General features: G+C 43.7%; 11 protein-coding genes. All 11 read right to left on the bottom strand.

Annotated features, from left to right (window positions below; translation table 11 throughout):
* Positions 1-2826: type 2 lanthipeptide synthetase LanM (gene lanM, locus FLB61_RS11285; protein ID WP_221920219.1), on the bottom strand; the 2826-nt coding region annotated here is incomplete at its 3' end.
* A 207-nt stretch (positions 2827-3033) separates the two neighbouring features.
* Positions 3034-4362, bottom strand: coding sequence for a sensor histidine kinase (locus FLB61_RS11290; protein ID WP_221920220.1), 1329 nt, complete (start codon positions 4360-4362; stop codon positions 3034-3036).
* Positions 4359-5087, bottom strand: coding sequence for a LytR/AlgR family response regulator transcription factor (locus FLB61_RS11295; protein ID WP_221920221.1), 729 nt, complete (start codon positions 5085-5087; stop codon positions 4359-4361). The genes FLB61_RS11290 and FLB61_RS11295 overlap by 4 nt, the downstream gene beginning before the upstream one ends.
* On the bottom strand, positions 5065-5661 hold the full coding sequence (locus tag FLB61_RS11300) for a hypothetical protein (RefSeq protein WP_221920222.1): 597 nt from the start codon (positions 5659-5661) through the stop codon (positions 5065-5067). Before FLB61_RS11300 ends, FLB61_RS11295 begins: the two co-directional genes overlap by 23 nt.
* Before the next feature lie 245 nt (positions 5662-5906).
* Positions 5907-6431 carry a nitroreductase family protein gene (locus FLB61_RS11305; protein WP_087211499.1) on the bottom strand — a complete coding sequence of 175 codons (525 nt, stop codon included), beginning with the start codon at positions 6429-6431 and terminating at the stop codon, positions 5907-5909.
* A gap of 38 nt (positions 6432-6469) precedes the next feature.
* Positions 6470-7453 (bottom strand): electron transfer flavoprotein subunit alpha/FixB family protein, encoded by a 984-nt coding sequence (locus FLB61_RS11310; protein WP_087211496.1) that lies wholly within the window; start codon positions 7451-7453, stop codon positions 6470-6472.
* Entirely contained in the window at positions 7453-8247 is a 795-nt protein-coding gene (locus tag FLB61_RS11315) for an electron transfer flavoprotein subunit beta/FixA family protein (protein WP_087202709.1), read from the bottom strand. The genes FLB61_RS11310 and FLB61_RS11315 overlap by 1 nt, the downstream gene beginning before the upstream one ends.
* 28 nt (positions 8248-8275) lie before the next feature.
* Positions 8276-9436: an NAD(P)/FAD-dependent oxidoreductase gene (locus FLB61_RS11320; RefSeq protein WP_087202711.1), complete on the bottom strand. Its 1161-nt coding sequence runs from the start codon at positions 9434-9436 to the stop codon at positions 8276-8278.
* A 33-nt stretch (positions 9437-9469) separates the two neighbouring features.
* A complete protein-coding gene (locus FLB61_RS11325) occupies positions 9470-10720 on the bottom strand; it encodes a Zn-dependent hydrolase (RefSeq protein WP_087211487.1) in 1251 nt (416 codons plus the stop codon).
* A 148-nt stretch (positions 10721-10868) separates the two neighbouring features.
* Positions 10869-12533 (bottom strand): PucR family transcriptional regulator, encoded by a 1665-nt coding sequence (locus FLB61_RS11330; protein ID WP_221920223.1) that lies wholly within the window; start codon positions 12531-12533, stop codon positions 10869-10871.
* Between the two features lie 102 nt (positions 12534-12635).
* Positions 12636-13880 carry a M20 family metallo-hydrolase gene (locus tag FLB61_RS11335; protein ID WP_087202717.1) on the bottom strand — a complete coding sequence of 415 codons (1245 nt, stop codon included), beginning with the start codon at positions 13878-13880 and terminating at the stop codon, positions 12636-12638.
* Positions 13881-13896 lie beyond the last annotated feature (16 nt).

Raw genomic sequence — 13896 nt, forward strand, 5'->3', positions numbered from 1 at the left:
TCTTGTCTTTTCGTATGCTTTTTCCGCGTCTGTTCTCAATCGGTTTTTCCACTTCTTATCAGTAACTCGCTCATAACACCATACCCTGGATAACAAGATTCCAGCGGCACCATGGCACCATGCCACTGCGTCTTCTTCCATCTCTCCTTTTGCTCTAACGTCGATCCAGTTCCCAGTCCGTTCCTGATATAAGGAATCCTCATACTTCCAGATCTGTTCTGCAAGTATTTCATACTCCTTTTTCTTAGTAAGCTCCCACAAATAAATTACCGGCATTAGAATACCGGCGTTTCCATGTGCCATACCTCCCATGGCATTACTTTGATTTTCCACATTCCACCCGATTCCATTTTTTATCTGCACACTCAACGGCATCATAAACTGAATGGTCTTCTCTGCATATTTCACATAAATTTGGTTTCCCGTTTCTTCATACAGAAGCAAAAATACCCAGGCCGCTCCAGCAGCTCCCTCTACAAGATCGTAGCTCGTTTCTTCTCCCAGGATTTCATATACGATTTCCGTATGCTTTATAGCATAATTCAGATATTCCTTTTTATCCGTCATTTTGTATAAGTTAAGGTATGTATACACAAGAGAACCTTCCCCAGAATAAGCCCCGATACTTCTAGACTGTAGATTTGTGCAAGACTTGGCTCCTTTATCTGTATATTGAAACAGCTGTCTTTTTAAAACCTTCTGATACTCTTTGATTTTTTCATATTTACTGAAAGACCTTAACATTGTTGTCAAAAGAAGCATCCCTGCCAGTCCATCATAAAGATACATCCCCATTGGGCGGATTCCCCATGCACAACTTTCCTGTGCGGAAAACCGCAGCACAAACCAGCTTACCTCTGTCTTATTCGTATTCCAGATAGCATATCGACATAGTCTATCTGCCAAACTGTCGACGACTTGCGCTCTGCTTTTTTCTTCTGCTTCTATACTCCAATTCGTGCATTTTCCTGTTTTATACATTTTATTGCAATAGTCTGTTTGGTTTTCAGGTATTAATTCCATGGAAGTTCTGATCAGATCGCATTGATTTTGCAAGTCTTCCAGACACAGTCTGTCTGTCTTTTTCTGAAGTCTATTGTACGAAGTCTCTTCAAAATATCCTTGTCTGCATCGTTCTTTTCCGGCATAGATACCAGTGTCGTCCATACAAAATGAAAAACTTGGAATATCCCCAGCCAGTAAAGTTCTGATTTCCCGCTGGATGATTTCCTTCTCGTAGTCTTTTCTTCCTTCTTTCAGTGCATAAAAAAAGATCTCCCGATCCGCGCCGTCCATTAGCAAAGATGGATGATATGAACTGCTTAAAAGCATAGTGTACCGCTGCGTATGTGCCACAATATAGCGGCTTTCCAAATGTCTTAACTTTTTGATCTGGTCTGCAAATTCCTTTTTCTCTTTGGCTGCACATAGATACGCTGCCGCAAAGCCCTTTATCACATCCTCTATATATTCTGTTAATTTCTCTTCTCCTTCCTCTGTCCGAGCAATATTTTTTCCATCCGATGAAATTCTTTCCTTATAGACAATACGTATATCTGACGTCTCCCCATTTGCCAAAACAGGCATCCGGAAAGGCAGTTTCTGTCCTCCCTTCCCATTCATAGCACTGCTGTCAATCCCTTTCCCATCAGAATTCCATGTATAGGACGGCAAAATTCCTACTGACAATACAGACTCATTGATCCAGTCTAGAATTACATCCTTTGCCTTATGACAGTTTTTCACACTGGTGTTATAAGTCAGCGCTTCCAAATCCACAATAACCGGGTATTCTCCACAGGCAATCAAGTTTTCATAATGGATATCTTTTGTGCCCAGGAAATAAGTTAAAAATAGTTGTTCCCCCAGTCTTCGATAGTATCTTCCAAGCTCTTCATGGGACTTACACATCTGATACTCTGCTATACTACACCAACTGTGATCCTCATATGACAGAAACAAAGGATAATACTGTTCTGTCCCCGTCCTCTTGCTGATCCATTCCAAAAGTTCCAGATATGTCTGTTCGTTTTTCATAGAACGTGGTTTTAATAATATTTTCTCCCCATTTTGAAACCCAATCTTCAATACCTGCTGTCCCTCATTGTGCAAATCTGATAGTCCGGACTCTATCTTTATGATTTTCCCTATATCCTTATCCTTGCCATTGCAAAATGTATGTTTGATTTGTTCTTTGTCTCTGCAAAACCACAGAATAACCTTCTCATAAAAATGAATCGTTTTTTCTACGCATTCTGTTATGCATCTTATTAACACCGGGTATGTTTTCTCTATATGTAAAAAGAACTCTCTTGTCCCAACTATCCGGCAAAAAGACTGGTACTCTTCTTCCGTACTATTTCCGTATAATTTTCCTTTTTCTTTGTAACCATGCAGCTCTGCAATCAATGTTCTAAGGGAGATATTTTGGAGTCTTACAGACAAATCTCCTATAAAATTACCATAGACTACTTCATCTATATCCTCAAATGAAGCTATCCTCCTTGCCAACTCATACTTCCCCTGAATAACAAATGACTGATAAAATTGCTCAAAGTAGATCTTCCCCGTTGCCTTGTTTGTAAGCTTTGTTCTTTCCATTTCCTTTTCTTGAATCTTTGCTTTTAGAATGCTGTCATTTGGTTGTATTTTTGTCTCAAATAATTGCTCCTGGAGATAATACAGAAATTCCGGTTTCCCCGTAATCATTTCCTTTACGATTTCTTTTCCCAAAAGCTGTTCCCAATATCTTTTTCTTTCTTCATTGATAAAATTTTCTGAATTTGTATCTTGGTAAATCCGTTCGGATAAATATGCCTCTCTCATCTTTCATCTCCTAAAAAAGCAGAATGCCCATCCGGACATTCTGCTATGGCTTAACAACAAATCAACGTCAAAAAACTCCCACAACCATCTGTGTGAGTTCTTCCCTTATCAGTTTCCTCTCTTATGATCAATTTTTCTGCTTCCTTTAATTCGGATATTAGTTCCCCCGCATTTTCAAACTTATTATTATACATACAATTCTTCCTTTCAATTATAAGTTAAATTAAAAAAAATAATTTTTATGTTAAAAAAATCCTCTTGTATTTCGTATTGAAATGTTCCTCTGTACTTTTCTACAATCCGCTTTACACTTTTCAAGCCATATCCATGAATTCTTTTATCTTCTTTTTCGGAAATCAGCTCCCCATTCTTCTCTATTGGTTTCTTATCTATACTGTTTTCTATCACAATACACAACATATTCTTCTGCTTGTTCGTTCTGATTTTTATCCAACGTTTTTTACCTTGAACTTTTTGACAAGCTTCGATAGCATTGTCCAGCAGATTTCCAAACATAGAACAAATTTCTCTCTCCATAAACGGTAGATTTCCTAATACCGTTTCTTCGATATAAACTTCAATTTGTTCTTTTTCCGCTTCCTGTTTTTTTTGGGCTAAAAGCATATCCAACATTTGAATATGCGTCCATGAAACTATTTTATTTGTCCTAAATTCTTCACACAGTTCATCTAAATAACGATTCAGTTTTTCCCAGTCTTTTTCTTTTGCATAACAGCGCAATGTCAAAAGATAATTCTTGATATCGTGAATCAATATCTGGTTTTGATCCATTAGCGCTTTCATTTCCATCTGGTTTTGTCTCATCATTTCTTCTTTGACTAACAGTGTCTGGTTTTCTTTTTCCATCATCTTAAAACGATATATGACTCCCCAGATACCCCCTGTTATTACAAAAATTCCCAGCATGGAAACTGCTGCACTCCACCCATGCATATCTTTTATTCCAGTTGCCATATCATATAATAAGAACTGATATCCCCTTAGCAAAACGCAAAGTAATATGCATCCAACTGCCAACCATGATTTCCACTCTTCCAGATTTATCCTTTGTCTCTTCCATATCTTTCTGAATACAATGAAGACAGATCCTCGGGAAAATAACAGCAGTATTATTTGGGCGCCCGGTTTAGAAGGCGTATAATATATAAACCGATAAAAATCGGTTTCAAAAATGGTCATACTAATAAAGGCAAAGAAAAAGTCGAGAAAAGCAATCCCCGCCAAATACCAAATCGTAGTTTCAATAATAAATAGAAACTGCTTTTTTTTGATAAGGAATACACAAAGCATGGTTACAAGCACACTGAAAATAAACATAATATGCGAAAAATAAATCATACGCCTATTGATCCCCAGCAAAATGCCAAGTCCGATGATATTCCCCCATATCATGACCTTGCGCCAGTTTTTGAGATCCTGCTTTTCCAATACTGTCCAGTACAAAACCTGCCAGCACATCCACATTTCGAACATGGAAAGCAATATCAAAATTACTGTATGGATATCCCATCTCATCTTGATTCCTCCCAGTATTCCTCAATCCTTCTTTTGGCCTCGCTGATCCGACTCCGGTTGAGCTCCAGCTCTCGACCAAGTTCCATACAGAGGACATTTCCTTTGATCCTTGTAATATTTCTAAGATTTACAATATTGCTTCGGTCTGCCAGCATGAATTCTGTGTGTCCCAGCTCTTTTAAAAGCTGTTCCAGAGAGATGCGCTCCCGGAACTCGCCTTGGAAGGTAACATATTCCGCATATTTTCCCATCTTTTTCTTATGGATACAGATGATGTCCCGGCAATATACTTTCTTTTTTTCCTGACCATCTCCCAGGATCCGGAATTGCTGCTTTTCCGCTCCCATGCGGCACATCAGCTTTTCCAGCACTGCGGGAAGTCTTTCATCCATCCGTTCCTTCAGTATATACTGATCCGCTTCTATCTCATAGCTTTCCAGCGCAAATTCAGAGTAAGCAGTAAGGAAGACAAGGGCTCTTCCCGGAAACTCTCTTCGCAGAATCTTTCCTAATTCCAGCCCGGACATTCCGGCAAGCTCAATATCCACAAAGAATATATCCCCTTCCTCTCCTTTTTCTGTCTGTTCGGCATATTCCAGGAAGCTCTCTGCAGATGAAAATATTTTTATTTCTGTCTTTCCAAATATTTTTGCAGTCTCTGCTATCTTGTCATGGATGATCCTTCTCATGCATTCGTCATCATCAATTACCACTATTTTTATCATTGGTTTTTTCTCCCTTGATCAGCCTGTAATATTCGTTCTCGTTGACCTTATGGAATATAGCTTCCCCATTCTCGATCTTGAGACGGAAAGTGTGTTCCCACAAAGTGTCCTCTCCATCTTGGGCCAGTATTTTCCCGCAGTGATAGACATATTCTCCTTCTTCATTGTCAGCAGTTTTCTGAATGATGTCATTGACGGCGTCCTGTATCTTCATGGATTGTCTTGTCGGAGACCAGCGCCCCAACAGTCGGTTTATACTCGTTTTGTTCAGAGGCACCTTTGGGAAAAAAATTGTCCGAAACTTCTCTTTTTCTTCCTTTCCCATGTTCAGGTACTCCAGCACTTGCCCGAGTAATCCTTCCACATCTTCATATGGAAATCCAAGTTCTGCATATGCGCAGATATGGCAGAGTATCCGCTCCAGGTCTTCTTTTTCCCCCAGCCGTTCATACCTTTCTTTCAGCCATCCGATACTCTCGAGCAACACGTCTCTTTTATCCTGGCTGTCCGTCTGACGAAACTTTGCCAACGCAAGTTTGATCCCTTCGATTTCCACGCGACTGCACTCCATCATCCCACCTTCTTCCTTCTGTCCTTTTTGTTGACAGACATCTTCTCATTCCGTTCTTTATTGTACTATATTTGATCAGATTTTTCATTCCCCTGTCCTCGAATTGTACTTTTTTGTCCTCGAATTCACATTTTCCTGCCAACAGTTTATTACAATTCCATCCGCAAAATCAACCGAAGATTTTTCCTCTAAAAAAGACCCCCGGCAGCGCATTTTGCCGGAGGTCTCTTTATGAGGGTTTTATGAGATTAAAACTTTTCTTTGTGTACCTTTTCCATTGGAAGTTTATCAAGCTCATACGGAGCTTTTTCTTCATTTGGCACTCCCACTGTCAGGATGGCCTGAAGTTTGTAGTTTTCCGGGTATCCCAGGATATCTCTTACAAATGCTTCCGTATCTCTTCCGTCTTCCGCTTTTCTGAGTCTTCCCTGCACCCAGCAGCTTCCAAGTCCCAGGGCATGTGCCATCAGATGCATGTTGCTCATAGCTGCGGAGCAGTCTTCTGTCCAGACGTCGGATGCATCTTCATTTCCCACTACCACGATGGCGCACGGAGCTTCTTTGAGCATCTTTACGGATCCTGCACGACAGTCTGCCATTTTGAGAAGGACGTCTTTGTCTGTCACGACAATGAATTCCCACGGGCGAATCGCTTTTCCGGATGCGGAGAGGATCCCTGCCTGCACGATCTTCGTGATATCTTCTTCGGATACCTTCTCATCTTTGTAACTTCTGATACTGCGTCTTGTTCGCATAAGTTCTAATAATTCCATTCGTCTCACCTCGTATGTATTTTACTTATCCTATTGTACTACAGTTTCAGATAATTTTCCAGAACCGCTCTCAGATCTGCTGTCATTCCATAGTCTGCCACTTTGAAGATCGCTGCGTTCGGATCTGTATTGACAGCCACAAAGAGTTTTGTATCCTTGATTCCTTCCGTGTGCTGGATCGCCCCGGATACTCCGAGAGAGATGCAGATCTTTGGACGGATCGTACATCCTGTCTGTCCGATCTGATGCTCGAACGGGATCGTCTCTGTGTCGACCATCGGCCTTGTGCCGCCGATAGCCGCGCCGATCTTGTCGGCAAATTCTTTTACGAGGGCAAAATTGTCGTCTTCCAGTACTCCTCTTCCTCCTACAACTACGATCTCGGATGAGAGAATGCTATCCGTCGTATCTTCTGTTGGAAGTACCTCTACGACTTCGATCTGTGAATCCGGTACAGCGATATCATCCATATATACAACTTCCGCGCTGTTTTCGGATGACGCTTCAGGTGCAGTGTATACGCCCGGTCTTACTGTCATCATCTGCGGATAGTATCCTTCTCTTGTGATGATCGTCACAAAAACATTCTCTCCGAAAGATGGTTTATTCTGTTTGATGTAATAAGAGCCGTCTTCTCTTGTTCCCACAAGCAGTTCGGTACAGTCTGCCGTGAGTCCGCAGTTAAGCTTCATAGCTACTCTTGAGAAGATGGAGCGTCCTGTCGGGGTAGCCGGAATCAGCACGGATGACGGATCGATCTTGCGCAGCATCTCCGCGATGACCTCGCTTGCCGCATCGTCCTGAAGCAGGATATCCCTGCTCGTCTTTACGACATAGATTTTTTCCACACCGAGTCCTTTTAACTCTTCCACTACAGTGTCACAGTCTTTGGCTGCTACGATTGCGCTGATCTCTTCTTTTGTCGTTTCCTGGATCAGACGTGCTGCGGAGACAAGTTCTGCGGATGCCGGCTCTAATTTCCCATTATAATTTTCTGCAAAAATACAAATTCCATTCGCCATTATAATTTTCCTTTCTCCTCATCAATCATATTCTTCAGCTTCACAGCCAGTTCTTCCGGTGTTCCTTCCAGCATTTCTGCCATCCTTCCTCCTGTCGGCTCGAAGGAGTCGATGACTGCTGTCGGGGATCCCGGGATACCTACCTGATCGGCCGGCAGCTTCAGGTCCGCATTCGTGTATGTTGCAAGCGGTTTATTTTTTGCCGCTCTCGTGCTTCGAAGCGTCGCCAGACGCGGCACGTTGGATCCGAAGTTCACAGAAAGAACTGCCGGAAGAGCACAGCGCACATGGAACCGTTCTCCATATACTTTCTTTACTGCGTCGATTTTGTCTGGAACTGCCTCGTCATACTGAATGCTCTGGATTTCCGCAACATGCGGGATTCCCAGGCATTCTGCAACCATCGCGCCTACCTGTCCGGTGGCGCCGTCTGCTGACAGCGCACCGCTTAAGATCAGGTCAAATTTTCCATATTTTTTGATGGCTTCTGCCAGTACCTTTGCTGTCGCAATGGTATCTCCGCCGGCAACTGCGCGGTCTGTGATCAGGCAGCTTTCGTCGCAGCCATGTGCCATCGCCTCTCTCAGTGCTTTTTCGGCATCCGGCGGTCCCATCGTAAATACGACTACTTTTCCGCCGGTCTGTTCTTTCAGCACCATTGCTTCTTCTATCGCATTTAAGTCTGCCGGATTGATCATGCCCTCTGCGCTGGCGCGGATCAGAGCATGTGTCTCCGGATCTACTGAAACATTATTTGAAACAGGTACCTGTTTGATAAGAACCGCTATATCCATTTTTTCCTCCTGAAATCTTGATTACGAATTAGCCAAGCAGACGTTTGAATGCCCAGTCTTCCAGTAATGGCGTGGATTCTCCGCGCATGATCAGTTTTGCAAGGTCTCTGCTTGCTGCCGGCGCTTCGATGACACCATTTCCGCCGTAACCTGTAGCGAGGATGTATCCTTCTACCGGAGTTTCTCCAAGGATCGGAAGGAAGTCTTTTGGTTCTGCGCGGTAGGAAAGCCAGGATGAAACAAGACCGCTGTCCACGATGCCAGGTACTTTTACTTCCAGCTGATCAAGCAGGAAGTCGATGAAGTAATCGTCTGTTCCGCCTGTTGCCGGAAGTTTGTCCGGATCCCACTGTCCTGCATGCATCGGGTTATTCAGATCCATGGACAGGTGTGATTTACAGATAAAGATGTTGTCTCCTGCTCTCAGTCCGTAGAATTCCGGGTATTTGAGTACCGGGAATGTGTAGTTGAGTTTCTTTCCCGGAGGGCAGAGGAAGAATGCTTCGGCTTTTGTATGCCAGATCGGTACATCCACTCCTACCATTTCTCCTGTGAACTTGCTCCAAGGTCCTGTACAGTCTACTACATAGTCGAATTCGTACTCTTCACCTTCGCTTGTCTTAAGTCCTGTCACTTTGTTATCTTTTACAACAACTTCTGTCACTTTGACGCCTGTCTTGATGACTCCGCCGTTTTTCTGCATTTTCTTTGCATATGTATTTGAGATCATCGTTCCGTCAAAGTATCCGTCGTCTGCTGTGTATCCTGCTCCAAGGATGTTGTCTGTGGAGATATCCGGAAGGATCTCTTTGATGCGGTCTTTATCTGTGATATATTCTCCTGAGTATCCTGCTGCCTTTGCAAGAGCGATACCTGTCTTGATCGTCGCTTCTACCTGTTCGTTTGTTGCGACAACAAGGGTACCTGTCTTGTCAAATCCTGCAGAACCTTTTTCTTCTGCTTCCATTTTCAGGTAAGATTCAAATCCGTATAATCTGACATCCCAGTATCTGTTCTTTAATGAGTCGTCGAACAGACATACTGTTCCGGCTGATTTTGCTGTGGATGCTCCGCCGATCGTATCTTTTTCAAACACGATCACTTCTGCATTGTCATAAAGGCTTAAATGATAGCCTAAACATGTTCCGGAAATACCTCCGCCGATAATACCAATTTTCTTCTTTTCCATATGAGTGTCTCCTTTTCTTTTATATTTTTTTATTTATTTGTGCTCGATTTCCATGTTGTCCAGCAAGAGCACTGTCTCAAGCAGGACGTCGCATCCGCGCCGGATATCTTCTTCTTTCGTAAATTCATATCTGGAATGGCTGATACCCTCTTCGCTTGGGACAAAGATCATGCCTGTCGGAAATACTCTCGTCATCAGCAGGGAATCATGGAATGCCCCGCTTGGCAAGACAGTGTAGTCCACATCCAGCTTCTTTACTGCTTTTTCGATGGCGCTTTTTACTTCTTCCGCCATCGGAGCCGGTTCATGGTAAGAAATATGTTCCCAGCTCAGTGTTTCCTGTGCCTCGTCGCACAGCTTTTTGACGTATGTGTAAAGTTCCTCTTCTATTTTCTTCATCACATCGGCGCTCTGATCCCGGATCTCCAGATGGAAGGTACAGCTGCCAGGGATGACATTGACGGAATTTGGTGCGACTTTGATCGTTCCTACAGTGGCTACTGTGTACTGCCCTCCGAGCCGCTTTACGACATTTGGCACTTCAGAAATAAATCTGGCCGCTGTCACAAGGGCGTCTTTCCGGTCTTCCATCATTGTGCTTCCTGCATGGTTTGCCTGTCCTTGGATCTGCACTTCGTAGCGGCTTACACCGGCTATGGATGACACGATCCCAACCGGTATCCGGTTTTTGTAAAGTGTTCCTCCCTGCTCCACGTGGAGTTCGATAAAACAGTGGACAGATGCCGGATCGATCTTGGCTTTCGCCACATTTTCTACCGTGATTCCATAATTTTTGAATACTTCTTTTCTCGTTTGTCCATACATATCCAGGTCATTTTCTGAGATCCCCAGATCTTCCCCGCAGATCGCACCGCTTCCCAGAAGTCCGCTTCCAAAACGGAAACCTTCCTCATCAGTAAATACGATGACTTCCAGCGGATGTCTAAGCCTCTTCCCTGCTTTGACAAGGGCTTCGCAGACTCCAAGTCCTGCCATACAGCCTACCACACCATCGTATTTTCCTCCGTCCGGCACTGTGTCAAGATGGGATCCCATCATGATAGCCGGAAGATCAGGTTCTTCCCCCTCCAGACGTGCGATCAGGTTTCCCGCCTCGTCCATCCGTACCGGGATACCGAGTTCTCTGAAGTAACCCTGGAATATTTCACGGGCTTTTACGTCTTCGTCGGAATACGCCATCCTTGTGTGGGTACCGTCTTCCTGCGCACCGCAGGCGTACAGCTCTTCCAGACGTTCCGTTACTTTCTTTGCATCGACTTCCACCTTATCCCTCCTCGCTTCGTTGTCATTTCATATTTCATAGTATAGATAATTTTTTAACAGCTTACATCGGTGCATCCAGATAAAAATAATTCGGCAGTTTATCCAAATTAGATAAACTGCCGTCCTGTTGCTTTGTTTATTTTTCCCTCTATTTTTTATTATAATCCTCGATCATTTTATAGACTACAAGACCGATACGGACCGCCAGCATCTCGTTTGCATTGTTGAAGTCCATTCCTGTGATCTTGGCAATCTTTTCGATCCGGTATGCCGCCGTCTTATAGTGAACATACAGATCCTGTGCTGTCTTGGAAAGATTCTGGTTGTAGTTGAGATACGTCTTTAACGTGGCCACAAGATCTTCCTGCTGTGGTTTTTTGTAATTGTAAAGTTTCTGCAGCGATTCCGGCACGTACTCGAGGAGGAGCGCCGGATCGTTCAGCTGACACAAAAGTTTGAAGATCCCAAGATCAGAAAACATCATCAGATATGATGTTCCTTCCTCAGAAATATCTCCCGCGATATCAATAAATGAGAACGCATCGTCCGCCTCCTTATAGGATTCCTGCAGATGAATGATTCCTTCTACCATCTTTCCCACGCCGGCCTTTACTTTCAGTTTTTTATTCTGCCGCGTGACTGCGTCCTGTATCAGATTTCGGATTTCTTTTAATTCCTTCCTGCATTCTACCTGCGTCTGATCCGGATCAGCCGTCATGATAACGACGAGCTTCTCCATATCCCTGTGGATCTTGGCCCCTGTCATGTGCTGCTTTACCGCCTCTTCCAGGTAGTTTAAATGATACAGTTTTTCATTTATATTTTTCTGCTTTCTTCCCTCATTTGCCACACCGAACACGATGATCCTGTAAAAACCGTCCGGATCCATGCCAAGCAGAGCCGTACTTTTTTTCAGCTCCCCGGAAGATGTTACCTTTCCGTTCAAAAGATTATTGAGGATGTCATTCTGATATTTCTTTTCCAGCTCCGACACCGCAAACTTTCTTGAGAATTCGTACTGGAGAGCTACGATCGCATTTTCCACGGCAATGCAGTCCATCATATTAAAAATGGAATCTCTCTCTGTGATGACAAGATACATCTGTACTCCGACATTGAGCCGGATCTGCACGATATACTGGACGTTCTCTCCTTCCTGTCTCATATACCGGTAGTTCGTGATCGTGCCAGGATCATATTCCTTGGCATCTTCCGACAACTGGAAATCAATTATCTGATCGTTTGCCGCAGCGTAACATGTCATGTTCTGGTTGTAAAGAGCCACCGGATTACGGATCAGTTTATTCAGCATATCCAGAATATCCCCTACCGGATTTTTTTTGTGGCCCTGTGACAGGGACAATGCTGTAAAATTATCATGCGTTGTCTTGAAATATTTGAGTTTCGTGACTTCCTCATTGAAAATATTCTCCATGACAAAACACATGATCTTTTGGAAAGAAATCTCAAAAGGCACTTCCACAAGCGGGATATCATATCGGTCCGCAAACTCCTGCAAAAGCCCTATCTTCTTTTCCGCTTCCTCTACCTTACGTCCTCGTTTGATGATCAGTCCGCTGATCTGCTTTTTCTGGATTTCCTCGATATACTCGGCAAACTCGGCGGTGCTGCAGTATTTGAATGCATAAAGCCCTGTCAAAAGCAGTTCTCCGCCGTTGATAAATTTCACGATATCAGGTGCTTCAATAATGGTCACACCTTTGATTTCTTTTTGTATCCCTTTTTTCCCGCACAACAGCTTCATCTTTGCCAGATTTTCTGTGCGCAGCAATTCTGCAACTGTAAACCCCATATTTTCACCTTCATCGCTATATTTTCCGCATATAAACAGTATAACACACGATTGCAAAAAAACGCCACAGGATTTTTCCTGCGGCGCTTTTCGAACCGTTTATTAACAGGATGTAATGAGCTTTTCCGCAAGTTCTGCCATGATGACAGATGCCTTTGCAAAATCGCTGTATTTTGTGAACTCTACCGGACAATGGCTTCTTCCGTCTTTGCTCGGAACAAACAGCATCGCTGTCGGGATGACCTGTCCGATCTCAAGGGAGTCGTGTCCGGCTCCGCTTGGAAGATACTTATAGCTGTATCCGTGTTCTTTACAGCTTTCTTCCATTTCCCGGAGCATATCCATGGACAGGTTGACCGGCGTGATGGTCAGCTTATTCTGGATGTCGTAGCTTCCGCCCATGGCTTTCACTTCTCTGTCGAGAGCTGCGCGGATGCGGTTTGCGATATCGTTGATGTTGTCATTGTTCTTAGAACGGATATCTACCGTAAATTCACATTTTTCTGCAACGATATTCATTCCGCCTGGGATCGTGTTGATATATCCGACTGTGGAAACGCTTCCGTCCGCTTTTTCTCTCGCCCAGTCTGCGATCTTGGAAATGACTTTTGTAGCTGCATCTACTGCATCCATTCTCATATCCATCGGTGTCGTACCTGCATGGTCGGATCTTCCGTTTACCGTGATCATATATCTCTGGATACCGACGATGCAGTCCACAAGTCCGATTTCAATATTTTCTGCGTCCAGGACTGGTCCCTGTTCAATATGTGCTTCCAGGAAATATCCGATGGATCCGTCCGGCCATTTTGCATCCTGCACTTTTTCCGGATCCAGATTGTACTCTTTCATGGCCTCATAGATGGATACACCGTTTTTATCTGTGAATTTTTTGCAGTATTCCGGATCCCTGTTTCCAAGCATTGCCCCGGATCCAAAATATCCTGTTCCGAATCTCATTCCTTCTTCGTCGCAGAAACCTACAACTACAAAGTTACGTTTCGGAACGATTCCTTTTTCTTTCAGAAGTCTTGCCACCTCGATGGCGCATACGACTCCGGCGATCCCGTCATAGTTTCCGCCGTTTACTACGGAATCATAGTGGGATCCCATCATGACGCACGGGAGATCCGGATTTTCGCCTTTCATTGTCCCGAAGACGTTTCCCGCTGCATCCTCATGTACTTCCAATCCCGCCTCTTCCATTGTCTTTCTCAGGAAATCGACGGCTTCTCTTGCTTCCTTTGTAAACGGAAGTCTTGTACATCCTTCTCCCGGAGTTGCTGTGAACTGTTTCAAATGTTCCAGATCCTGCGCAATTCTGCCTGTTACTTCTTCAATACCCATTTTTTGTCCTCACTTT

It is taken from the genome of Sellimonas caecigallum (assembly GCF_019754295.1).
In the GTDB taxonomy this organism is placed as follows: domain Bacteria; phylum Bacillota; class Clostridia; order Lachnospirales; family Lachnospiraceae; genus Sellimonas; species Sellimonas caecigallum.